General features: G+C 59.7%; 21 protein-coding genes and 1 tRNA gene. 2 read left to right on the top strand and 20 right to left on the bottom strand.

Going from position 1 to position 22946, the window contains the following annotated elements; genetic code table 11:
- Positions 1–29: 29 nt before the first annotated feature.
- The gene (gene pta, locus AC0J1C_RS07860) at positions 30–2183 is read left to right on the top strand and encodes a phosphate acetyltransferase (protein WP_473046334.1); all 2154 of its coding nucleotides are present in this window, start codon (positions 30–32) and stop codon (positions 2181–2183) included.
- A gap of 3 nt (positions 2184–2186) precedes the next feature.
- Here the strand turns inward: pta and der are convergent, their stop codons facing one another.
- The 13 genes from der to trmJ form a co-directional block, all read right to left on the bottom strand.
- The gene (gene der, locus AC0J1C_RS07855; RefSeq protein ID WP_375191359.1) at positions 2187–3608 is read right to left on the bottom strand and encodes a ribosome biogenesis GTPase Der; all 1422 of its coding nucleotides are present in this window, start codon (positions 3606–3608) and stop codon (positions 2187–2189) included.
- Positions 3609–3617: 9 nt separating this feature from the next.
- Positions 3618–4787 carry an outer membrane protein assembly factor BamB gene (bamB, locus tag AC0J1C_RS07850; RefSeq protein ID WP_473046333.1) on the bottom strand — a complete coding sequence of 390 codons (1170 nt, stop codon included), beginning with the start codon at positions 4785–4787 and terminating at the stop codon, positions 3618–3620.
- Positions 4787–5443, bottom strand: coding sequence for a YfgM family protein (locus AC0J1C_RS07845; RefSeq protein WP_473046331.1), 657 nt, complete (start codon positions 5441–5443; stop codon positions 4787–4789). The genes bamB and AC0J1C_RS07845 overlap by 1 nt, the downstream gene beginning before the upstream one ends.
- Positions 5444–5495: 52 nt before the next feature.
- Complete coding sequence (gene hisS / locus AC0J1C_RS07840) at positions 5496–6776, bottom strand: histidine--tRNA ligase (RefSeq protein WP_473046330.1); 1281 nt, start codon at positions 6774–6776, stop codon at positions 5496–5498.
- Positions 6777–6825: 49 nt separating this feature from the next.
- On the bottom strand, positions 6826–7944 hold the full coding sequence (gene ispG / locus AC0J1C_RS07835) for a flavodoxin-dependent (E)-4-hydroxy-3-methylbut-2-enyl-diphosphate synthase (protein ID WP_375191361.1): 1119 nt from the start codon (positions 7942–7944) through the stop codon (positions 6826–6828).
- 70 nt (positions 7945–8014) lie between these two features.
- On the bottom strand, positions 8015–9076 hold the full coding sequence (locus AC0J1C_RS07830) for a RodZ domain-containing protein (RefSeq protein ID WP_473046329.1): 1062 nt from the start codon (positions 9074–9076) through the stop codon (positions 8015–8017).
- A complete protein-coding gene (pilW, locus tag AC0J1C_RS07825) occupies positions 9066–9827 on the bottom strand; it encodes a type IV pilus biogenesis/stability protein PilW (RefSeq protein WP_473046328.1) in 762 nt (253 codons plus the stop codon). Before pilW ends, AC0J1C_RS07830 begins: the two co-directional genes overlap by 11 nt.
- A gap of 85 nt (positions 9828–9912) precedes the next feature.
- On the bottom strand, positions 9913–11025 hold the full coding sequence (gene rlmN / locus AC0J1C_RS07820) for a dual-specificity RNA methyltransferase RlmN (RefSeq protein ID WP_091984888.1): 1113 nt from the start codon (positions 11023–11025) through the stop codon (positions 9913–9915).
- Between the two features lie 63 nt (positions 11026–11088).
- Positions 11089–11517 (bottom strand): nucleoside-diphosphate kinase, encoded by a 429-nt coding sequence (gene ndk, locus AC0J1C_RS07815; RefSeq protein WP_091984885.1) that lies wholly within the window; start codon positions 11515–11517, stop codon positions 11089–11091.
- 68 nt (positions 11518–11585) lie between these two features.
- A complete protein-coding gene (locus AC0J1C_RS07810) occupies positions 11586–12734 on the bottom strand; it encodes an IscS subfamily cysteine desulfurase (RefSeq protein ID WP_473046327.1) in 1149 nt (382 codons plus the stop codon).
- A 23-nt stretch (positions 12735–12757) separates the two neighbouring features.
- Complete coding sequence (iscR, locus tag AC0J1C_RS07805; protein ID WP_473046326.1) at positions 12758–13255, bottom strand: Fe-S cluster assembly transcriptional regulator IscR; 498 nt, start codon at positions 13253–13255, stop codon at positions 12758–12760.
- Between the two features lie 75 nt (positions 13256–13330).
- A complete protein-coding gene (gene cysE / locus AC0J1C_RS07800) occupies positions 13331–14104 on the bottom strand; it encodes a serine O-acetyltransferase (RefSeq protein WP_091984875.1) in 774 nt (257 codons plus the stop codon).
- On the bottom strand, positions 14097–14960 hold the full coding sequence (gene trmJ, locus AC0J1C_RS07795) for a tRNA (cytosine(32)/uridine(32)-2'-O)-methyltransferase TrmJ (protein ID WP_473046325.1): 864 nt from the start codon (positions 14958–14960) through the stop codon (positions 14097–14099). Before trmJ ends, cysE begins: the two co-directional genes overlap by 8 nt.
- A gap of 184 nt (positions 14961–15144) precedes the next feature.
- Between trmJ and AC0J1C_RS07790 the strand changes: the two genes are divergently transcribed.
- Positions 15145–15945, top strand: a complete 801-nt coding sequence (locus tag AC0J1C_RS07790) for an inositol monophosphatase family protein (protein ID WP_375191368.1) — start codon at positions 15145–15147, stop codon at positions 15943–15945.
- 68 nt (positions 15946–16013) lie between these two features.
- Here the strand turns inward: AC0J1C_RS07790 and secF are convergent, their stop codons facing one another.
- The 7 genes from secF to flgL form a co-directional block, all read right to left on the bottom strand.
- Positions 16014–16967: a protein translocase subunit SecF gene (gene secF, locus AC0J1C_RS07785; RefSeq protein ID WP_473046324.1), complete on the bottom strand. Its 954-nt coding sequence runs from the start codon at positions 16965–16967 to the stop codon at positions 16014–16016.
- A complete protein-coding gene (secD, locus tag AC0J1C_RS07780; protein ID WP_473046323.1) occupies positions 16960–18834 on the bottom strand; it encodes a protein translocase subunit SecD in 1875 nt (624 codons plus the stop codon). Before secD ends, secF begins: the two co-directional genes overlap by 8 nt.
- A gap of 94 nt (positions 18835–18928) precedes the next feature.
- Entirely contained in the window at positions 18929–19234 is a 306-nt protein-coding gene (yajC, locus tag AC0J1C_RS07775; protein WP_228739403.1) for a preprotein translocase subunit YajC, read from the bottom strand.
- Between the two features lie 86 nt (positions 19235–19320).
- Entirely contained in the window at positions 19321–20442 is a 1122-nt protein-coding gene (tgt, locus tag AC0J1C_RS07770) for a tRNA guanosine(34) transglycosylase Tgt (protein ID WP_473046517.1), read from the bottom strand.
- A 14-nt stretch (positions 20443–20456) separates the two neighbouring features.
- Positions 20457–21509: a tRNA preQ1(34) S-adenosylmethionine ribosyltransferase-isomerase QueA gene (queA, locus tag AC0J1C_RS07765; RefSeq protein ID WP_473046322.1), complete on the bottom strand. Its 1053-nt coding sequence runs from the start codon at positions 21507–21509 to the stop codon at positions 20457–20459.
- Positions 21510–21544: 35 nt separating this feature from the next.
- Positions 21545–21631, bottom strand: a tRNA-Leu gene (locus AC0J1C_RS07760).
- 82 nt (positions 21632–21713) lie between these two features.
- Positions 21714–22937, bottom strand: a complete 1224-nt coding sequence (gene flgL / locus AC0J1C_RS07755; RefSeq protein WP_473046321.1) for a flagellar hook-associated protein FlgL — start codon at positions 22935–22937, stop codon at positions 21714–21716.
- Between the last annotated feature and the right edge of the window lie 9 nt (positions 22938–22946).

Genomic DNA, 22946 nt, shown 5'->3' with positions numbered 1-22946 from the left:
CCTGACCGCTAACGCTAAGGAACCGCCCCATGGCCAAAAGCCTTTTCATTGCCCCTACCTCCATGGATTCCGGCCTCACGTCCGTCTGCCTGGGTCTGTTACGGGCCCTGGAGCGGGTCGGCGTCAGCGTCGGGTTCTACAAGCCCTTCCGCCAGACCGTACACCAGGCCGAGGCCGTGCATAGCGAGGGTCAGGATTCTTCAGTAGCGTTCGTTCGCGCCAGCAGCCAAGTGAATCCCCCCGACCCGCTGCCCCTCAAGCGGGCCCAGCAGCAGTTGAATCGAGGCAAATCTGAAGAGCTGATGGAGACCGTGGTCGGTGAATACCAGAAAGTGGCCCGGGACTTCGACGTGGTGATAATCGAGGGGCTGGTGCCTGACCGTACCGAGGCCTACATTGCCCGTTTGAACGTGGAGGTTGCCCGCAACCTCGGATCCGAGGTGATCCTGGTGAGCACACCCGGCCATCAAACCGCCCAACAGCTCGATGAAGAACTCGATTTCTCCGCCCGCCTGTTCGCCGATCCCAGCGATCCGGACGTGATCGGCATCATCCTGAACAAGGTGGGAGAGCCCGAGAAATCCGGGCTGGAACCCCGGTCATCGGAAGATCAGGCTCTGGTCTCCGTACAGTACCGGACCGAATGCCGGGTGTTCCGGGAAGAGCGCTTTCGACTGATCGCGGAGATACCCTGGCAGCCCGAACTGCTGGCACCCCGGATCTCTGACATTGTGCGAGAACTCCAGCTTCCGGTACTCAGCGAGGGTCAGATGAATTCACGACGGGTGCAGCGGGTCTCCGTGTGCGCCCGAAGCATCCGAAATATGACCGAGACGCTACGACCAGGCACGCTGATGGTCACACCGGGAGACCGCGAAGACATCATTGTCACCACCGCCCTGGCCGCACTGAACGGGGTTCCCCTGGCCGGCCTGATGCTGACCGGCGGATTGTTGCCAGACCAGCGCGTGATCGATCTGTGCCACAGCGCCCTGCAAACCGGCCTGCCGGTGCTGGGTTCGGACGCCAATACCTACGAATCCGCCCATATGCTGGCAAACCTGTCCAGTGCCATTCCCGTGGATGATCCGGCGCGGATCGAAAAAGCCATGGAAGCCGTTGCAACCCGGATAGACACCGACTGGCTGCAGCAGCATCTCCGGGTGGAACGCCAGAGCCGGCTCTCTCCACCGGCCTTTCGCTACCAGCTTTCAGAGCGTGCCCGGGCCGCTGGCAAGCGAATTGTGCTGCCCGAGGGCAACGAACCGCGTACGGTTCAGGCCGCCATTATCTGCCACCAACGCAAGCTGGCCCGCTGCGCCCTGATTGGCAAGCCCGATGAAATCCGCCGGGTGGCCAGCTCCCAGGACCTGGAGCTACCGGACGATATCGAGATCATTGACCCGGCCGAAGTAAGAGAACGTTATATCGCGCCCATGGTAGAACTGCGCAAGCACAAGGGCCTGACCTCCGATATGGCCGAGGCGATGCTGGAAGACAATGTGGTTCTGGGTACCATGATGGTGGCTCTGGACGAAGCCGATGGCCTGGTCTCCGGGGCTGTCCACACCACCGCCAATACCGTCCGGCCGGCCCTTCAGTTGATCAAGACCCACGACCACGCCAAGGTGGTGTCGTCGGTGTTTTTTATGCTGTTGCCGCAACAGGTGGTGGTTTACGGAGACTGCGCCATCAACCCGGACCCCACTGCAGAAGAGCTCGCGGACATAGCGATCCAGAGCGCCGAGTCGGCTGAAGCCTTTGGAATTGAGCCTCGGGTTGCGATGATCAGTTACAGCACCGGCGAGTCCGGCAGCGGACAGGATGTCGACAAGGTGCGGGAAGCCACCCGGATAGCCCGGGAGCGTCGCCCCGACCTGCTGCTCGATGGCCCCTTGCAATACGATGCGGCCGCCATCGAGAGCGTCGGAAAGAGCAAGGCACCAGACAGCAAGGTGGCCGGCAAGGCGACCGTGTTCGTGTTCCCGGACCTCAATACCGGCAACACCACCTACAAGGCGGTACAGCGCAGCGCCAACGTGGTGAGTATCGGGCCCATGCTTCAGGGCCTCAGGAAGCCGGTGAACGATCTTTCGAGAGGGGCCCTGGTGGAGGATATCGTGTTTACGATTGCCTTGACCGCCGTGCAGGCGAAGCAGGTCGAAAACGCCACCAGGGGCTGAGGGTCAGCGCTTGACGCTTTTCTGGCGCTGTTTCTTGGGGCGGCGACCCTGCTTGAGGTCGTTGTCCTTTTTGACCTTTTGTCGCGGTGTGAGGCGGTCAACCTTGCCAGCGAACGGGTTTTCACCGGCCTTGAACTCGAACCGGATGGGCGACCCGGTTACATTCAGCACCTTCCGGAAAGTGTTTTCCAGGTACCGCTTGTAGGCGCCAGGCAACGCATCCACCTGGTTGCCGTGCACCACAATCACTGGCGGGTTGGAACCGCCCTGATGGGCATAGCGGAGCTTGATCCGACGCCCATGGACCATCGGTGGCTGGTGCTGCGCAACCGCATCCTGGAGGATGGCAGTCAGCCGGTTGGTAGGCCACTTCGCCATCGCCGACTCATAACAGGCTTGCACGGATTCGTACATCACTCCGACCCCGGAGCCATGGAGCGCTGAGATGTAGTGCTTGTCAGCGTAGTCCAGGAAGTCAAGGCGCCGCTGCACCTGCTCCTTCACACGGGACCTGTCCTCGGGGTCCATGCCGTCCCACTTGTTGACGGCAATCACCAGGGAACGACCGGCGTCCAGCACAAAACCGATCAGGTGCAGGTCCTGGTCCACCAGTCCTTCCCGCGCATCGATTACCAGGATCACCACGTGGGCGTCATCGATCGCCTGCAGGGTCTTGATGATGGAAAACTTTTCCACCACTTCGCGAACGTTCTTGCGGCGGCGCACGCCGGCGGTATCAATCAGGGTGTACTGATGCCCCAGGCGTTCATACGGAATGTAGACACTGTCGCGGGTGGTACCGGGCATGTCGTAAACCACCACGCGATCTTCACCCAGCATCCGGTTAACCAGGGTGGACTTGCCCACGTTGGGCCGGCCGACCACGCCGATGCGAATGCCGGGGTACCGATCGGCCCGGTCCTGCTCCTGCTGTTCTTCGTCCGAGGGCAGAAGCAGGTCCAGCATGGACCGGATGCCCCGGTTGTGGGAAGCGGCAATCAGGAACGTCGAGTCAAAGCCCAGGCTGTAAAAGTCAGAGGCGGCAATATCGGGATCCTGGCCGTCGGTCTTGTTAACCACCAGATGGGCGGTTTTGCCAGAGCGGCGCAGATTATCGGCAATCAGCTCATCGCCGGCGGTCAGGCCGGCGCGACCGTCAACCAGGAACAGCACAATGTCTGCTTCTTCGACTGCCTGCATGGACTGCCGGGCCATCTCCAGGTCCAGGCCCTGCTCATCGCCGGTCAGGCCGCCGGTGTCGATTACGATAAAGCGCTGGCCCTCGTAATAGCCCTCACCGTACTTACGATCACGGGTCAGTCCGGGAAAATCAGCAACCAGGGCGTCCCGCGAACGGGTCATCTGGTTGAAAAGCGTGGATTTGCCAACGTTGGGACGTCCGACAAGGGCGATTACTGGCGTCATAATAAGGAATCAATCCTGAGGCTGAACCTTGAAAACAGCCATTTCACCGCTGTTTCCAAAAACGAGCAGATTACCATTGGCCAGCCGCTGTGCCGGTACGCGGATACCCTCATCGTCAAATTCGAGCTGCCCGACCAGGGCGCCGTCCTCCCGGTTGAGTACGTGCAGGTATCCCTCAAAGTCACCCACGACCAGATAATCGTTGTACACCATGGGCTGAGTGAGCTGCCTCCACGACAACCGGTCCTGAGTCCAGATCTCCCGGCGATCGGAGCCACGCAGGGCCACCAGGTCGCCGTTGGCGGAGGCAAGGTAGATATCCCCGCCCCCGACCATCGGTGAATACAGGCTGGACGCTTTTCGGCTCCAGATTTCCTGGCCTGTCCGGATATCCACCAGGGCCAGCTTGCCCTGGTAGCCCACCGCCAGAATGGCGGAATCAAGCACCAGTGGCTGACCGGTAATGTCCACCAGTCGCTCAAGCTCGGTACGACCCTGGGGCTGGCCCACTTCGTACTGCCACACCGGCTGGCCCGCGTCGGCGGTGAGCGCGATCATCCGGCCGCTGGCAAAGGAGGCTATCACAATGTCGCCACCCACCAGCGGCGCGGCTGCTCCGCGAATGGAAAGCACTGGCACCGTACCGTCGTACTGCCAGAGCTTCTCGCCACTGGCAGCATTGAAGCCCAGTACCTTGCCATCAATGGTGTGCGTCACCACCAGATTGCCGTTGGACTGGGGCGCCGAAAGCACTTCCGTTGGCAGAGACTGGCGCCAGAGTTCGGTACCATCAGCCCTGGACAACGCCACCAGCTCAGCGTCCTCTGTTGTCAGGTAGAGCCGGTCGTTATCGCCACCAAGCCCCGAAAAGATCCGGTCACTGATCTCGCGTTCCCAGACCACTTTGCCTGCCTTGGACTCCACAGCGTACAGCTCGCCATCAGCCGATGCCGCGTAGATGAGATCTCCGGCGTTCAGCGGAGCCAGGTAGAGGAAATCGCCATCGTGGCCATCGCCCACGGACATGCTCCAGACTCGCTTGAACTCGGCCGTGGCTTCAATCTCGGGCAGCGGTGCTGGCTGCTCAAAGGTATCGGTCGTACTGCACCCGGCCATTCCGGCCAGCAACAGCGCCAGCAGTGTGACGCGTGCCCGTAGCCTGTTGCACAAGGAAGGCATCAAGCCCCCTCCCCGACACCCAGGTCTGCCAGTTTCAGCTCCAGCACTCCACTACGGCCCTGCTGGCTCTGCTCACGGGCAGCCAGGTAGGCTTCACGGGCACCGTCGCGATCGCCCTGGGCAAGCAGGATGTCTCCCCGGAGCTCGGAGAAGATGGCATCAAAAGCGTCGGCACTGCCGGCGGCGTCAATGGTCGCCAGGGCATCGTCGTATTGCCCGGCGGAGAACTGGGCACGCGCCAGGCGATTCCGAACAACCAGCGCCAGGGCCTGGTGCTCACCGGTCTTGTCCAGAGCCCATTTCAGCGACTCGATGGCCGCCTCGGGGTCTTCCTGCTGCATCATCTGCTGACGGGCAAGAATGAGATTGCCGTAGATGGCATAGGCGCTGTCGGTATAGTCATTCCGCAGGGTCTCGGCCACAAAGGCCACGGTCTCGCCACTCTGCTCGTCGCTCTGGTCGCTGAACGCATTGAGCAGGTTGGCAAACTGGTTCGCCGCCTCGGTGCGCTGCTGAGCTTCGTAGTTCTGCCACGCCTGCCAGCCAAATACGATGGCCAGAGCGGCGCCAATACCAATGAGCAGGGAGCTGCCGTTTTTCTTCCACCAGTCCTTGATGGCCTGGATCTGTTCCTCTTCGGTGCGCAACTCTGCCATGAAAACTCCTGTCGTCGAATTTTTGCTTTTGTAACGGTCAATTGGTTCTGGTTCAGCCGCCGAGCGCGTCGGCCAGCACGCCGGCGAGTTCTGCCTGCGCCACTTCGCTCTGGGGCTCATCCGCTCGCAGGGGCTTCAGCCCGACGGTCTGGCTGGCCACTTCGTTCTCGCCAAGAATGACGGCGTAGCGGGCGCCGCTGCGGTCGGCTTTCTTCATCTGGCTCTTGAAACTGCCACCGCCACAATGGCAGACAATCACGCGACCGGGCAGTTCAGCCCGCAGCTGTTCCGAGAGCACCAGAGCCGGCGCCAGAGCACCCTCGCCCATGGCTGTCACGTAAACATCTGCGTTGCTGTTCACCTCATCCGGAATCAGTTCCAGGGTCTCGAGCAGCAGGATCAGTCGCTCGAGGCCCATAGCAAAGCCAACGGCAACGGTAGGTTTGCCACCAAGCTGCTCAACCAGGCCGTCGTAACGACCGCCGGCACACACTGTGCCCTGGGCACCGAGACTGTCTGTGATCCATTCAAAGACGGTCTTGCCGTAGTAATCAAGGCCCCGAACCAGAGCCGGATTCACCGCGTAACGAACGCCCGCGGCGTCGAGCAGCGCTTTCAGACGCTCAAAATGTTCCCGGGATTCCTCATCCAGGTAATCATCCAGGCTCGGGGCCTGTTCCAGGATTTTCCGGGTACCCGGATCCTTGCTGTCAAGGATACGCAGGGGATTGCTTTCCAGCCGGCGCTGACTGTCAGCGTCCAGCTCGGATTTGAACTGGCTCAGATAGTCCACCAGCGCCGAACGATAGACCTTCCTGGCCTCGGAGGTACCGATGGAATTGATTTCCAGGCGGGTGTGTTCGGCAAGACCGAGCTCGCGCCACAGGCGGGCCGTCAGGATCAGAAGCTCTGCGTCTATATCGGGCCCGGCCATGCCAAAACATTCCACGCCAATCTGGTGGAACTGGCGATAACGGCCCTTCTGCGGACGCTCGTGGCGGAACATGGGCCCCGTGTACCACAAGCGCCGGGTCTGGTTGAACAGCAGGCCGTGCTCCTCGGCAGCGCGCACACAGCCAGCGGTACCCTCGGGACGGAGGGTCAGGCTATCGCCGTTGCGGTCCTCGAAGGTGTACATTTCTTTCTCGACAATGTCGGTCACCTCGCCGATCGACCGCTTGAACAGATCGGTCTGCTCCACGATGGGCATACGGATTTCCTGGTACCCGTACTGGGCCAGCACCCGACGCACCGTGGACTCTACAAACTGCCATACGGGCGTCTGCTCCGGCAGGATATCGTTCATCCCGCGAATTGCCTGAATCTTTGCCAATGTAAACCCTTAAATCTCTCTGGATGGTATGCCTGGATTTCGTAGCGGATCAGCTTTCCGAACGGGCAATGATCGCGTCTTCCTGCTCTTTGCGACGGGCCACTTCTTCTCGGATCAGCCGCTCAAGGTCATCGGTCAGAGTCGCGTTGTCCAGCTTCTGGTTGGGCTTGCCCGCCATGTAGAACAGGTTCTTCGGGCTACCACCAGTCAATCCCATATCCGCAACCTTGGCCTCACCAGGGCCGTTCACGATGCAACCGATAATGGCGACATCCATGGACGTATTCACGTCTTCCAGGCGGGCTTCCAGATCGTTCATGGTCTGGATCACATCGAAGTTCTGGCGCGAACAGCTGGGGCAGGCAATGAAGTTGATGCCCCGGCTTCTCAGGCGAAGACTCTTGAGGATGTCGTAGCCAACCTTGATCTCCTGGACCGGGTCTGCAGCCAGCGACACGCGAATGGTATCGCCGATGCCGTCCATCAGGAGCATGCCAAGGCCAATGGACGACTTGACGGTGCCGGAACGGAAGCCGCCGGCTTCGGTAATACCCAGGTGCAGTGGCTGCTCGATCTGTGCGGCGATCTTGCGATAGGCCGCAACCGTCATGAACACTTCAGACGCCTTGAGGCTGACCTTGAAGTCCTGGAAATCATGACGATCAAGAATGTCGATGTGGCGCATGGCCGACTCGACCAGAGCCTCCGGTGTCGGCTCTCCGTACTTCCGCTGAAGCGCTTTTTCCAGCGAACCGGCGTTAACACCGATCCGGATGGGGATGTTGCGATCCCGGGCGGCGCTGATTACCGCGCTGACCCGATCATCACGGCCGATATTGCCGGGGTTGATGCGAAGGCAGTCGACACCCAGTTCCGCCACTCTCAATGCAATTTTGTAGTCAAAGTGGATATCCGCCACCAGTGGCAATGACACCTGCTTGCGGATCCGGCCAAAGGCCTCTGCGGCATCCATGGAGGGCACAGACACCCGCACAATATCGGCGCCAGCATCCTGTAATGCACGGATCTGGGCGACCGTTGCGTCCACGTCGCAGGTGTTGGTGTTGGTCATGCTCTGCACCGATATCGGCGCGTCGCCTCCAACGGGAACATTACCTACCATGATCTGGCGGGATTTGCGTCTGACTATCGGGGAATCCTGTTTCATGTCGTGCTGACCGAGATCGAAAATTGAGTCAAATTCAGATTGTAATTCAGAGTGCCACTGAGAATGTAATTCAGAGCGTCAGGGTAAACTCTGTCCGGTTGTTAACAACCCGGAAGCCGTCGATATCCACCGGTTCACCATCAAAACGGATGGATTCAACCGCATCAACCGCACCAATGACAACCCTGAGCGGCGCCTCCCCGGTTACATCAATCCGGTCGCCGGCGCGCTGCAGGGAATTCACCAGTCGATTGCCGGCCGAGTCACTGACCTGAACCCAGCAATCGCCGTTAAACACAATCTGAAGCCGCCCGGAATCGGCAGCTTCACCAAAACCGTTCGGGTCTTCCAAGACGGGCTCTGGGTTCTGCACGACCTGCGGAATCGGCTCTGAAACCGGCGTTTCCTCAGCCTGCACTTCTTCGACCGGCGGCTCGTCTGCAACAGTGGACTGGGTGCCGACCGTCGAATCCACTGAACTCACCTCAACCGCAGGACTGGCAGAAACCTCCGGCTCCTGATTCACTGCGGTTTCCTGCGCCTGGAAATCAACTGAGGGCTCCGTTGCCATCGAATCCGACTGGGCCGCTGGCGACTCCGCGTCCGGCTCTGACGCCGGCTCAGCACTGCCCGCGATCTCACCCTCCTCCGGATCAACCACAGAAGACTGCGGCTCGGATGTTGCCTCCGGAGACGTCACGGGGGAGCCTCCCTGGGGCAACACAAAGGAAAACACCAGATAACCGGCAACTCCAAGCACCACGAATAAAAACAGGACCTTGGCAAACTGACGCTTGCGACGTCGGCGACGTTCGATATCCACCAGCGGATTGGCTTCCTGCTCCTGTTCTTTCTGGACCCGCAACGGCTCCAGCTCTTCGTCCAGATTGGCAATCACCGCATCGGCATCAAGCCCGACCTGCCGCGCATAGGCCCTGACATACCCCTTGAGAAAGAGTTCACTGTCAATTTTGCTGTGGTCACCCGCTTCGATGGCCTGGATCACCGACGGCCGCAGGTGCTGTGCGCGGGCCACGTCGCTCACACTCAGGCCCGCCTGTTCGCGAGCCTTCTGTAATTGCTGACCTACCGGCTCCCTGGTGACCGGCTGTTCGCTTTCTTCAGTTGCCATTAGAAATCAGCACCTTGTATTGTTGGTATTCGACTGACTCCGGAAAGTTGTTTCTGAGCTGCAACGCCAGACTGCCTTCGAGGCTCCCGTCGCCGATATGGCGGGCAATCCGGATGCCAGTAAGCAGGCTCTCTGCCGAATGGACCAGCCGCGTATTGCGCTCCATCAACGACAACAGTCGTGAATAGTAACGGGCGGCATCATCAAAGTTACCCAGCTCTACCGAGACCCTTGAGAGCGCCAGCAGAGGCCGGGCGTCGCCACGGGTAAGCTCCACCGCCCGGCGATAGGAGGTAACGGCTGCCTCCAGTTCACCAAGGCGCTCCTGGGTCATGCCCAGATTGAAAAACACCGACCCGCGGTCCTGATAGGAGGTATCCCGGGACGCGGCAAGAAACTGGTCCCGTGCGTCTGACATCCGCCCCTGCCCGAACAGGAAAGCACCGTAATAGACCCGGGCGCGGGTGTAACCGGGATCTTCCGAAATCGCCTGCCGGAAATTCTTCTCGGCCAGCTCCGGCTCGCCTTCGGCATTGTATACAAGGCCCATGGCTGCCCGGGCGCCAGGGTAGTCGGAGTCGATTTTCAGGGCCCGGTCCAGATGGTGACGGGCCCGGTCAAGATTACCCTGTCCGATGTAGGCTGTGGCCAGGGTGACGTAATTCTGGAGCGCTTCCTCCCGATCCGCCTCCCGGGCAAACCGACTGTCTGTGGTGGTAACGCAGCCTGTGACAACCAGGGTCAGCAGCATGGCTGCTATCGTCAAAACACGTCGGTTTGCTGGCGCTCTTGTCACAGGTCTCCCCTTCCTCAACTGGGCTCGATCACGTTCCGGTTCAGGGATTGACCTGCTGAACCTGGATGTACCTCTGGCTTCTGCGGGTTCGGTCTTCCACCCTGCCAACAAGCTGGCCACAAGCGGCGTCGATGTCATCGCCCCGGGTCGTCCGGATGGTGGTGATGTAGCCGGCCTCGTTCAGAACCGCCTGGAACCGTCGTGTTGCGTTCATGCTGGGCCGCCGGAAGTCGCTTTCCGGGAACGGATTGAACGGAATCAGGTTGATCTTGCAGGGCAGATCCCGCAGCAGCACTGCCAGTTCGCGCGCGTGCTCCGGCTGATCATTCACCCCCTCAATCACGGTGTATTCGATGGTTGCCTTCCGCTTGTCCGGCAGCCTGGCAAAATAACGCTTGGTGGCCGCCAGCAGCTCTGAAATCGGATATTTCTTGTTCAGTGGCACCAGCTTGTTGCGCAGCTCATCATTCGGGGCATGAAGCGAGATGGCCAGTGAAACATCGGTAACTTCCGAGAGTCGGTCCAGAGCCGGCACCACACCGGAGGTGCTCAGGGTCACCCGACGCTTGGAGATACCGTAGGCCAGGTCCTCCATCATCAGGTTCATGGCATCCACCACGTTCTCGAAATTGAGCAGTGGCTCACCCATTCCCATCATGACAACGTTGGTGATGGGTCGATCGGGACCGGGCTCGAAGGGCATGAAGGCCTTGCGCGCCACCCACACCTGACCGATCACCTCGGCCGCAGTCAGGTTGCGATTGAAGCCACGCTTGCCAGTGGAGCAGAAGGTGCAATCAAGACTGCAGCCGATCTGCGACGAGACACACAGGGTACCTCGCTCCCCGTCGGGAATAAGCACGGTCTCAACGCTGTTGCCGTTGTCCATGCGCATCACCCACTTGCGGGTGCCGTCTTTAGAGGTTTCGTCGTAGACCACCTCGGGCCCGCGAATTTCTGCCACCTGTTTGAGCTTCTCACGCAGAGCCTTGCTGACATTGGTCATTTGATCGAAGTCATCGACACCGCGCTGGTGGATCCATTGCAGGATCTGGGTGGCACGGAAACGCTTCTCCCCCAGGGACTCGAAGAAAGCCTCGAGCTTTGCTTTCGGCATTCCCAGAAGGTTGGTTTTTTCAGCGGCCGCTGTCATTCAATAACCTCGATCAGATAACCAATGCGGAGACGGCCGGACGGCCGTCTCCCATCGACGCAATCAGCCCCGCGGACAAATCTCGTCGTCGTTGAAAAAGTAAGCGATCTCGCGCTCGGCAGACGCAGCGGAGTCAGAACCGTGAACCGCGTTGGCGTCAATGGAAGAGGCAAAATCCGCACGGATGGTGCCGGCTTCAGCTTCTTTCGGGTTGGTTGCACCCATCAGGTCGCGATTCTTCAGAATGGCGCCCTCGCCTTCCAGAACCTGAACCACCACGGGACCAGAGGTCATGAAGGCAACCAGGTCGTTGAAGAAAGGCCGTTCCTTGTGTTCCGCGTAGAAGCCCTCCGCCTGCTCCTGGGTCAGGTGCATCATCTTGGCCGCAACGATATTCAGGCCAGCTTTCTCGAAGCGGCTGTAGATTTCGCCGATCACGTTCTTGGCTACCGCATCGGGCTTGATAATAGAGAGCGTGCGCTCAGTTGCCATGGTCTTTCTCCAGTTTGTGGATGGTAAAAATTCAGGCCTGCGATTATACGCAGTCCGGGGCAAACTTCCTACCGCACAGCGCGAAGCCGGCTAACAACATCAACAATTTGCGAGGTAGCGAACGCCACCTCTTCCGGCGTAGTGAAGCGACCCATGGAAAAACGCAGGGCTCGGTGGGCCTGTGCATCGTCCAGACCAATGCCCCGAAGCACGTAGGAAGGCTCAACCGTAGCGGAGGCACAGGCGGAACCGGAAGACACCGCGAGGTCCCGAAGACCCAGCATCAACGATTCCGCCTCAACGCCCTCAAAGGAGAGATTGACCAGACCAGGCACGCGGTGTTCCCGACTGCCATTCAGGCTGACCCCGTCGAGGTGTTCCAGCCCGGCAAAAAACGCGACCCGCAGCGCTTCGAGCCTGGAGATCTCCTCTTCCAGCTGCGTCTGGGCCAACGCGAAGGCCGCGCCCATACCCACAATCTGGTGCGTGGGCAGGGTACCCGAGCGCATCCCCCTCTCGTGCCCGCCACCGTGGATCTGGGCCTCGATGCGCACATCCGGAGATCGCCGAACATACAGGGCGCCCACCCCTTTCGGACCATAGACCTTGTGGCCCGACAACGACATCAGATCCACCGGCATAGTGGTCACATCAACCGGCATCTTGCCCGCGGCCTGCGCGGCATCTACGTGGAAAAGCACGCCACGACGACGCAGCTCGGCACCAATGGTGGCAACGTCCGTCACGGTTCCCAGTTCGTTATTCACGAGCATCAGGGTGACCAGCATGGTGTTATCCCGGAGTGCCTCGAACACCTGCTGCGGGAGGATGGTGCCATCTGGCTGAGGATCCAGCCAGGTTACCTCCACGCCGTTCTGCTCCAGCCACTTGCAGGTATCCAGCACCGCCTTGTGTTCGATCTTCGAAGTTACGATGTGGGGATTTGACGCCTTGGCGACGGCACCCTTGATCGCCAGGTTGTCGGATTCTGTCGCCCCCGAAGTCCAGACAATCTCCCTCGGGTCGGCATGGATCAGCCCGGCCACCTGCTTGCGGGCCGTCTCCACGGCGGCTTCTGCCTGCCATCCGTAGGCGTGGGAGCGAGACGCGGGATTGCCGAACACACCTTCCAGGGTGAGGTATTTGACCATTTGATCTGCAACGGCGGGATCAACGGGCGTGGTAGCCGCGTAATCCAGATAGACGGGCTTTTTCATGGGTGTCAGGCTTTGTGTATCTGTCAGGCCGGCGCCTGGTCGGACAGGCGTTCGGTGTTGATTGTTTCGCAACCGTCGTCAGACTGGCGGCGATTCTGCCGGTCCGCAACCTCGCGAATTTCATGTTTTTTCATCAAGTCTCCCAGGCTGATTTCGCTGAGAAACTGATGGATCTGATCACTCAGATCGGACCAGAGGTGGTGGGTGAGGCACTTCTCGCCATTCTGGCAGTCACCCTTGTTGCCGCACCGGGTGGTATCCAGGGATTCGCTGACCGCATCGACCACTTCCGCAATATAGACGTCGGTTGCCGGTCGACTGAGACGATAACCGCCGCCGGGACCCCGAATGCTGCTGACCAGCTTCTGCCTGCGCAGGCGGGAGAAGAGTTGCTCCAGATAGGACAGAGAGATTTCCTGTCGGGCCGATATGTCAGCCAGACTCACCGGCCCCTGATCTCCATGCAGAGCCAGGTCAAGCATAGCCGTAACGGCGTAGCGGCCTTTGGTGGTCAACTTCATAGGGTCAGCCCCTGACGGGAATGAATCTCAAAACGCCTGTCGAGTATGAATTGACCAACCATTTCAGTCAAGTATTCAGCGGCGCACCTCATCGTCGTCCCTCACACAGTCGAAGTCCTCTTCCTGCAAGGGCGGCAGCTTGCCATTCTGGTACTCACTGTTCACCTTCCTCAAGGCCTTGCACATGTTCTCGATGCGATCATCCACTACGTGCATATGGTCAAGGAGCGAACGCATGGCCCGTGCTACCGGGTCCGGCATCTCCTCGGTTACACCATAGGCATCGAAGCCCATCCGCTCTTCCATTTCCTTGCGCCGGACATCGTCCTCGCCCTTGCGCTTCACCACAACGCGCCCGGGGATGCCAACCACCGTGGCTCCAGCCGGTACCGCCTTGGTAACCACCGAATTGGATCCGATCTTGGCGCCCTCACCAACCTCAAACGGGCCCAGAATCTTGGCACCGGCACCCACTACCACGTTATTGCCAATGGTGGGATGCCGCTTGCCCTTGTTCCAGCTGGTGCCCCCAAGCGTCACACCCTGATACAGGGTGACGTCGTCACCAATAACCGTGGTCTCGCCGATGACCACCCCCATTCCATGGTCAATAAAGAACCGTCGCCCGATGGTCGCGCCAGGGTGAATCTCTATCCCCGTCAGCCACCGTGCAATGGTCGAAATCGTGCGAGCCAGCCACTTCAGGCCCAGCCGCCATAGCCAGTGAGAAAAACGGTGGAAAAGTAACGCGTGCAGACCCGGATAGTTGGTCAGCACCTCAAACGTGTTCCGGGCCGCCGGATCGCGGTGAAACACACTGTTAACGTCTTCCCGCAAACGCTCAAACATCGCCATTGTCCTGTCCCGCAACCGTGCTTCCGGCCTCGGTTGATTTACTATTGCCCCGGGCGCCAACCGCTTTCTGAACAGCGGTCAGGATGCCGCGGAGTATATTGATTTCCATCTGATCCAGTCTGGCCCTCTGAAACAGCCTCCGCAAGCGGGTCATCAGCTGCCTCGGGTTATCCCGGCGATGGAAATCCACATCAATCAGCACCTGCTCCAGATGGCCAAAGAAACCTTCCACTTCGTCAACCCGGGCAGGCGGCACATCCCAGCCCTCGTCTCCGGGGCGAGCCATCGGCTTTAAGTATGGGCTGGCCTGACCATCTTCAAGGCTCCGCAGATAATGCATGCGCAACTCGTAGCACATGACCTGGACCGCCATGGCCAGGTTCAGGGAACTGTAGTCCGGGTTAGACGGTATATGGATGTGATAATGGCACTGCTGGAGCTCATCGTTGGTGAGGCCGCTATTCTCCCGACCGAACACCAGCGCCACCGGCCCGCTGCCGGCATGCTCTGCCGCGGTCGCCGCGGCTTCCGGCGGGGCACACACTGGCCAGGGCACCTTCCTGCCGCGGGCGCTGGTACCCATGACCAGCACGCAATCTGCCAGGGCTTCTTCCAGCGAAGACACCACCCTGGCGTGATCCAGAACGTCTGCCGCGCCGGCTGCCCGGGCATAGGAAGCCTCATCTGGGAAGGACGCGGGGCGGACCAGCCAGAGATTGCCCAACCCCATGTTTTTCATGGCGCGAGCCACTGCGCCTATGTTGCCGGAATGGGACGTTTCAACCAGAACAATGCGGATCTGGTCCTGGAAGGTTTCGGTTCCTTCCTGTGGCAGTGCGCTTTTATGCATTCTGAGACGTTCCAAGGTTGATCATCGGGCCGCGAATGATACCAGAAACCGACACCGCTCCGCCCCTCCGAAGAAGCCGCACCCCGTGACTCATCCGTGCTATTGCTGAGTCAAAAAACATACAAGCCCTGTGATCTTTTGCTATCATACGCGGCCTTCACACACCCGGATAATGATCACTCAGATGCAACCAGCGATTAAAATGGCCCTGCGCGTTGCGCGTCAGGGGTCTGACTACCTGAAAGCCCATTTCGAGCGCCAGGAACCCACCGGCAAGGATGACGCAGACCGTCGCCGCCAGCTGGAGCGGGTTGAGCAGTCCATCTACGACAATTTCGTCGAGCAGCTGGAGAAGGCCTACAAGGACCACAGCATTGCACCTCTGAACGAAGCCAATGCGGGCGACAGTGAAAAAAGCTGGCACGTCTTTCCAGTGCTGGGACGCGAGAACTTCCTCCGCGGCATTCCCGAGTTTGCCCTGGCCCTGTGCCAGAAGCGCAATAACCGGACCGAGAACCTGTTGATCGTCAATCCGGTTACGGGGGAGGAATACTCCGCGAGCCGTGGCCACGGCGCTGCCCTGAACAGCCGGCGTGTACGCACCTCGGAGATCAAAATGACCGAGAAAGCCGCCATTGCCACGAACGTTCTGGATCAGGCCCGCAGAGGCGATGATCCGCTGCTCTGGGGCGAGATGGCAGCTACTCTGGCTCGGGATTCCGGCATGTTCCGCACCTCAGGGTGTGTGGTTCTCGACGTCGCCCGTGTGTCTGCCGGCCTGATGGATGCAGCCATTATTTTCCGCCCGGAGCCTGCCGAGCTGGATCTGGGCGTTACCCTCGCGATGGAATCTGGCGCCCTGACCGGTGACTTCTCCGGCAATCCGTCCACCGCCGGTGCCCGCCAACTGGTCGTCGCTAACCCGAAACTGTTCCGGGAAGTCCTGAAGGTTCTGCACCCATTCCGGGGCCGTTTGCCACGCTGAGTCAGAACACGGAAAACGGGCACAAAAAAACCGCCACTTGAGGGCGGTTTTTTTTGTGGGCCGGACATTTACATCCGGTTAAGCCACTCCGGAGGCTGCTCTTCCTGGTCCGGATCTCCGACACCCTCCTTGGGCGGCACGATCAGGTCTTCTCGGCTCACGCCCATAACCATCAGCAGGTTGGCGGACACGTAAATGGAGGAATAGGTACCCACCACAACGCCGATGATCAACGCCAACGCGAAGTTGTTGATCGCCTCTCCGCCCAGCAGGTACAGCGCCAGCAGAACCACCAAGGTTGTGCCGGATGTGTTGATGGTCCGGGCAATGGTCTGGTGGATGGATTCGTTGATGATATCCCAGGGCTCCCCCACCCGCATCTTCCGGAAATTTTCCCGAATGCGGTCCGCGACCACGATGGTATCGTTCAGGGAATAGCCGATAACCGCCAGCAAAGCGGCAAGCACTGTCAGGTCAAACGTCCACTGAAACAGGGCGAACACACCCAGCACAATGATGACGTCGTGAGCCAGTGGCACTACCGACGCAATACCGAACTTGAACTGGAACCGCATGCCCACGTAAATCAGCACCACGGCAAGCGCAATCAGCAGGCCCAGGCCGCTGTCTTCCTTCAGCTGCTCCCCTACCTGCGAACCGACAAACTCCGAGCTCACCAGCTCCAGATTTACGCCGCCTTCCTTCAGGATGCGCGTCACCTCCGGCGCCAGCTTGTCGTTGTCGGCCTCGGCCATCCGAACCAGTACCGTTGTGTCGGCACCGAAATTCTGAACGGAGAACTGCTCGTACCCTGCTGAGTCCAGCCTGCTACGGATGTCGTCCAGCTCGGGCGCCTCGGCATATTCGAATTCCACCGAGGTACCCCCGGTGAAGTCCATGCCCAGATTCAGACCACGGGTGGCCAGCAGGGCTATGGAAATAACGATCAGGGCAATGGAAAAGCCGGAAGCAATCTTCCGGAGCCCCATAAAGTCAAATGGTTGCTTCTGATCTTCAGACATTGGCGAGCTTTCCTCCGATCGACAGTTTCTCGACCCTGCGGCCGCCGTATACAAGGTTGACGATGCTGCGACTGACCATCAGGCCGGAGAACATCGAGGTGAGGATACCGATACACAGGGTCACCGCGAAGCCTTTCACAGGGCCAGAGCCCATGGCAAACAGGATCACTGCCACCAGCAGCGTGGTGATGTTGGCATCAAAGATGGAGACGAATGCGCGGGAGTAACCGGCGCTGATGGCTGTCTGGGGCGGAACCCCGGCCTTCAGCTCTTCTTTTATGCGCTCGAAGATCAGCACGTTGGCGTCCACCGCCATACCCACGGTGAGCACGATCCCGGCAATGCCCGGCAGCGTGAGTGTGGCGGAAAGAATCGACATGCACGCCACCAGCAACATCAGGTTGAGGGTAAGTGCGATGTTGGCAATCATGCCAAACCCACGGTAGTAGACCAGCATGTAGAGCAACACCAGACCAAAGCCGAGGGCAACCGACATCATTCCCGCATCAATGTTCTTCTGGCCAAGGCTCGGACCGATGGTGCGCTCCTGCACAAAGTACATCGGTGCCGCCAGGGCACCCGCCCTCAGCAGCAGAGCCAGCTCCGCAGCTTCCGGGATGGAATCCAGACCCGTGATCCGGAAGCTGCTGCCCAGGGCAGACTGAACGGTAGCAAGACTGATGATGCCCTTCTCGACCACCCGGTTCTCGAATTCCCGGGGTTCGCCGTCCACCATTCGCGTCTCGGTCTCGGTCCGGTATTCAATGAACAGAACCGCCATACGACGACCGATCGCGTTACGGGTGGCTCTGTTCATCAGGTCGCCACCCACCGAATCCATGGTGATATTCACCTGCGGCTGGCCGTTCTCGTCGAACGCCTGCTGGGCGTTGGCCACGTTGTTACCGGTGGCGATGACTTCCTGCTCAAGCCGGGCGGTACGTTGGGGCTGGTCACGGAAACTGAACTCTTCCGTCTCACTGCTCGGCGCGTCCTGACGTGCCTCCATACGGAACTCGAGGTTGGCCGTGGCGCCGAGAACACGCTTGGCCTGTGCGGTATCCTGCACGCCGGGCAGCTCGACGATGATCCGGTCCGCACCCTGCTGCTGCACCAGAGGCTCGGCAACACCCAGCTCGTTTACCCGGTTACGGATGGTGGTCAGGTTCTGCTCCAGGGCGTAGTCCTGAATGGCGGAAACCTCGGCTTCCGACAGAGTCAGCACAAGAAGATACTCGTCGCCCTGGGTCTGCTCATCCAGCAGGAATTCGTTGTACTGGTTACGCACCAGATCGAAGGCCTCTGACCTGGAGGCTTCATCACGGAAGCTGAGCACGATTTCGCGGTTATCCTGGACATCGCCGCCGCGATACCGGATCCGCTCTTCCCTCAATTCACGCTTGATCTGCCCGGACATTGCTTCAAGACGCTGGGCAACAGCCGTTTCCATATCCACTTCCAGCAGGAAGTGAACCCCACCGCGAAGATCGAGACCCAGCTTCATGGGACCAGCGCCAAGGCTCCGCAGCCAATCTGGCGTAGAGGCAGCCATGTTCAGTGCCACCAGGTATTCGTTGCCCAGAGCGGCCTGAACCAGGGGACGGGCCCGCAGCTGATCGTCGGATGTGGTGAGGCGAATCAGGGCATCCCGCTCCTGCAGGGAACTGCTTTTGACCTCAATTCCCTGCTTTTCAAGCACATCCACCGCCCTGTCGAGCACACCGGCGTTAACTTCAGTGCTGCTTCGGGCGCCGGTGATCTGAATGGCGTAGTCGTCGGGGAAGAGGTTGGGCAAGGCATAAATAAACCCGATCACGAGCGCGACCAGGATAACCAGGTTTTTCCAGAGCGGATACTTGTTCAGCATGGGATCCCTTGTAGCCGGCCTAGCGGCCGGCCTTGGTGTTTCTGCCAGGAAGATTCCAACCGGCCACCGGGGATGGCCGGCTCAATGGTCCCGCTCAGATGTCCTTGAGCGTACCTTTGGGCAATGCCGCGGCAACGGCGACTTTCTGCACCTTGATCTCGACATTGTCAGCGACCTCTACAACGATGAAATCGTCGGTCACTTTGGTGATCTTGCCGGCCACACCGCCAGAGGTAACCACTTCGTCACCCTTGTTCAGGCCGGACATCAGCGCCTTGTGCTCTTTCGCACGCTTGGACTGCGGCCGCCAGATCAGGAAATAGAAAATCAGGATAAAGCCGGCAAAGAAGATCACCTGGCCCATAACGCCCATGCCCTGTGCACCAGGATCCTGAGCCATGGCCAGAGCGGGCATCAGCGCCATCAGTGCGGCAACGAGCATTTTGATTGATTTCATCGAGTATCTCCGTTGGTTGAGCAAATCGTTTAACCCTTGTGCAGGGGCGGCACGGCCTCCCCGCGCAGGGCGTAGAAGTCGGTTACAAAGTCCGACAATGTACCTGCTTCAATGGCCCCACGCAATCCGGCCATGAGGTTCTGGTAGAACCGCAGGTTATGGATTGTATTCAGCTGGGAGCCCAGCATTTCTCCACACTTATCCAGATGATGCAGATAACTTCTCGAAAAATTCTGGCAGGTGTAGCAGTCGCAGCGTTCGTCCAGCGGCGCGGTATCGTGACGGTGTCGCGCGTTGCGGATCTTCACGATACCGGTGGAGGTGAACAGATAGCCATTCCGGGCATTGCGGGTGGGCATCACGCAGTCGAACATATCCACGCCGCGGCGCACCGCCTCCACGATGTCCTCTGGCCGCCCTACTCCCATGAGATAACGGGGCTTGTCCTCGGGCATCTTCGGCGGCAGATGATCAAGGATGCGGATCATGTCTTCCTTTGGCTCGCCCACAGACAGGCCGCCAATCGCATAACCATCAAAGCCGATATCGGTCAGACCCGCCAGGGAAATGTCCCGTAGGCCTTCATACATGCCCCCCTGAACAATGCCGAACAGTGCAGCCGGGTTACCTTCGTGGGCATCCTTGCTGCGCTGGGCCCAACGCAGGGACAGTTCCATGGATTCCTTCGCCTGGCGCTCGGTCGCCGGATAGGGCGTGCACTCGTCAAAGATCATCACGATGTCCGAGCCCAGATCGCGCTGAACCTGAATAGCAATTTCCGGCGAAAGCTCCACGGGTGAGCCGTCCACCGGTGATCGGAAGGTCACGCCTTCCTCGGTAATCTTGCGCATCTCGCCCAGACTGAACACCTGGAATCCGCCGGAGTCGGTGAGGATCGGACCATGCCACTGGGTGAAATCGTGGAGATCACCGTGGGCCTTCACCACCTCCGTACCTGGCCTCAGCATCAGGTGAAAGGTGTTGCCGAGAATGATTTCTGCGCCGATTTCCTGGATGTCCCTGGGCAGCATGCCCTTCACAGTGCCGTAGGTGCCTACGGGCATGAACGCCGGGGTTTCAACTGTGCCCCGGGGAAAGGTCAAACGCCCGCGACGGGCACGGCCGTCCTCACCCAGTTTTTCAAACGACATGAAACAGGTCTGGCTCACATGGCCTCCGCGCCGCGACTGGGCTGTTGTCCGGTAATAAACATGGCGTCACCGTAGCTGAAAAACCGGTAGCGTTCCGAGACGGCTTCCCGGTAGGCGGCCATGACGTGTTCGTAGCCGGCAAACGCACTGACCAGCATGATCAGGGTGGACTCCGGCAGATGGAAATTGGTGATCAGGGCATCGACAGTCCGGAACCGGTAACCCGGGTAAATGAAGATGTCGGTTTCGCCCTGAAAGGCCGACAGCCGTCCGTCTGCACTGGCTGACTCCAGCGAGCGTACAGACGTGGTACCCACCGCCACCACGCGACCACCGCGGGCCCGGGTGCGTTCAACTGCGTCTACCGTTTGTGGGCTGACCTTGACGATTTCGCTGTGCATGGTGTGGTCTTCAATCCGGTCTACCCGGACCGGCTGGAAAGTCCCGGCCCCAACATGCAGCGTTACAAAGGTGCTTTCAACGCCCGCTGCCGCCAGGGTTTCCAACAGCGGCTCGTCGAAATGCAGACCGGCAGTAGGTGCCGCGACAGCGCCTGACTCGCGCGCGTAAACGGTCTGGTAACGCTCCCGGTCAGTGGTCTCGTCGGGCCGACCCACGTAAGGCGGCAATGGCATGTGGCCGATGCGCTCGAGCACCTCCAGCACCGGTTCTGCCGATTCGGTCTCCAGCCGGAACAGTGCGTCGTTACGGCCGGTCATCCGAAGCGTGGATCCGTCTTCCAGGAACACTCTCTGCCCCGGCTTGAGGGCCTTGGATGCGCGCACGTGGGCCAGCATTTCGTGCTCACCGGTTACCCGCTCCACGAGCACTTCAACCTGACCTCCGGTCTCCTTCTTGCCGAACAGTCGGGCCGGAATCACCCGGGTGTCGTTGAACACCAGCAGATCACCGGGCCGGAGCATTGAAGGAAGGTCGCTGAAGACCCGATGGGCAAGTTCGCCAGTGGGACCATCAAGGCAAAGAAGTCGGGACGCACTGCGCTCTTTGAGCGGATAGCGGGCGATCAGCTCGTCCGGCAGGTCGAAATGAAAATCGGAGACATTCATGAGCTGGACTAATAACGACGCCGAAGGAAAGAAGATGGTAGCGGCGGGCGGACTCGAACCGCCACGGGTTTTACCCCAACGGATTTTGAATCCGTCGTGTCTACCAATTTCACCACGCCGCCATCGGAGAGTGTGGGCGATTATACTGAGCTCATTCGCGAAAGCAATAAGCCAGCGAGCACAATGGCCCGCCGGCTCAGTCCTTTACAGCCGATCGAACAGGGAGAGCTGTGACACCTGGGCAAAGGACTGCTGCGCTGCCTGCAGGACAAAACTCTGGAAACTCAGGTTGCTGATGGCTTCGGCGTAGTCCACATCCTGTAACTGGGAGCGTATCTCGTTGCTGTAGACCGAGGAATCCTCAAGAAACGTCTTGGTGGACTCAACGGCGTTCATGCGTCCGCCCAGCTCGGTCTGCTTCAGGATGATGCTCTCCTGCGCGTTGTCCAGATTGATCAGGGAGTTGGCAATCAGGTCGTCGTACTGGGCCTGGCCCTGGGGCGTGGTCTTGTCAATGCTGTTCAGGCCGGCAATCAGGTTCTCGATAGTACCGAACACCGACTGCTTCTCGTTGATCTTCAGGGTGAATACATCACCTGCCCCGGGCACGACGTCAGAGAGAGTCACTTCCATCCCGGCGACGTTAAATGGCTCACCGCTCTGGTAGGTTGGCGGGGTCACGGTCAACACATCGCCCTGGCTGTCAGTGGCAATGACGTTGCCACCGGCGTCAACTTCCAGAGTAATGTCGTCTGGGAACGAATTCGGGTACTCGGCTGCAAGCGCGGCCTCGTTCACCAGGCTGACCCCTGAGATCGATGCGCCAGCAGTAGCCACATTGGTGTGTTCACCGGTAATCGCCGCAGGTACCCGTACAAAGATATCCTTGCCGTTATCGCTGATCGGCACGGTCACGCCATCGTCTATCTCCAGAACACGCTGGCCCTCGTCGCCCTGGTAACGCCAGCTTCCGGTCGCATCCTGCTCAAATGCCTTCACCGAGCCCTGGAAACCGCTGAAGATATACTCGCCAGAAGCGTCCCGGGTGTTTGCGATGTTGGCCAGTTGCCCAAGGCGCTCCTGCAGCTCGGAGGAGATCGAGCGCCGGTCGTTGGGAGAGAGCGATCCATTGCCGGCCTGAACGGTGAGTTCCCGAATGCGCTGAATTACATCGACGGAGCTGGAAAGCGCATTCTCTTCCTGCTTCAGTCGATTTTCGGCCAGATCCACATTGCGCTGGTAGGTCTCCACCCGCGACAGTTCCTGATTCAGTTTCAGGATGCGGGCCGCGGCTACCGGATCGTCTGACGGCTTGTTGACACGCTTGCCGGTCGAGATCTGCTGCTGAGTGTTATTCAGGCTGCTGTTCAGTTCCTGCAGCCGATTGATGCCGCCCGAAAAAATCTGTTGCGATGAAATCCTGATCATGTCAAATCA

The organism is Marinobacter sp. E2 (genome assembly GCF_055755345.1).
Note: the sequence above shows the minus strand (reverse complement) of the source record. Positions and strands in the feature narration are given on the sequence as shown.

Coding starts and splice junctions, on each gene's coding strand:
- pta (WP_473046334.1), top strand. CDS start 30: ATGGCCAAAAGCCTTTTCATTGCCCCTACCTCCATGGATTCCGGCCTC.
- der (WP_375191359.1), bottom strand. CDS start 3,608: ATGACGCCAGTAATCGCCCTTGTCGGACGTCCCAACGTTGGCAAATCC.
- bamB (WP_473046333.1), bottom strand. CDS start 4,787: ATGCCTTCCTTGTGCAACAGGCTACGGGCACGCGTCACACTGCTGGCG.
- AC0J1C_RS07845 (WP_473046331.1), bottom strand. CDS start 5,443: ATGGCAGAGTTGCGCACCGAAGAGGAACAGATCCAGGCCATCAAGGAC.
- ispG (WP_375191361.1), bottom strand. CDS start 7,944: ATGAAACAGGATTCCCCGATAGTCAGACGCAAATCCCGCCAGATCATG.
- AC0J1C_RS07830 (WP_473046329.1), bottom strand. CDS start 9,076: ATGGCAACTGAAGAAAGCGAACAGCCGGTCACCAGGGAGCCGGTAGGT.
- pilW (WP_473046328.1), bottom strand. CDS start 9,827: ATGCTGCTGACCCTGGTTGTCACAGGCTGCGTTACCACCACAGACAGT.
- rlmN (WP_091984888.1), bottom strand. CDS start 11,025: ATGACAGCGGCCGCTGAAAAAACCAACCTTCTGGGAATGCCGAAAGCA.
- ndk (WP_091984885.1), bottom strand. CDS start 11,517: ATGGCAACTGAGCGCACGCTCTCTATTATCAAGCCCGATGCGGTAGCC.
- AC0J1C_RS07810 (WP_473046327.1), bottom strand. CDS start 12,734: ATGAAAAAGCCCGTCTATCTGGATTACGCGGCTACCACGCCCGTTGAT.
- iscR (WP_473046326.1), bottom strand. CDS start 13,255: ATGAAGTTGACCACCAAAGGCCGCTACGCCGTTACGGCTATGCTTGAC.
- cysE (WP_091984875.1), bottom strand. CDS start 14,104: ATGTTTGAGCGTTTGCGGGAAGACGTTAACAGTGTGTTTCACCGCGAT.
- trmJ (WP_473046325.1), bottom strand. CDS start 14,960: ATGCATAAAAGCGCACTGCCACAGGAAGGAACCGAAACCTTCCAGGAC.
- AC0J1C_RS07790 (WP_375191368.1), top strand. CDS start 15,145: ATGCAACCAGCGATTAAAATGGCCCTGCGCGTTGCGCGTCAGGGGTCT.
- secF (WP_473046324.1), bottom strand. CDS start 16,967: ATGTCTGAAGATCAGAAGCAACCATTTGACTTTATGGGGCTCCGGAAG.
- secD (WP_473046323.1), bottom strand. CDS start 18,834: ATGCTGAACAAGTATCCGCTCTGGAAAAACCTGGTTATCCTGGTCGCG.
- yajC (WP_228739403.1), bottom strand. CDS start 19,234: ATGGCTCAGGATCCTGGTGCACAGGGCATGGGCGTTATGGGCCAGGTG.
- tgt (WP_473046517.1), bottom strand. CDS start 20,442: ATGTCGTTTGAAAAACTGGGTGAGGACGGCCGTGCCCGTCGCGGGCGT.
- queA (WP_473046322.1), bottom strand. CDS start 21,509: ATGAATGTCTCCGATTTTCATTTCGACCTGCCGGACGAGCTGATCGCC.
- flgL (WP_473046321.1), bottom strand. CDS start 22,937: ATGATCAGGATTTCATCGCAACAGATTTTTTCGGGCGGCATCAATCGG.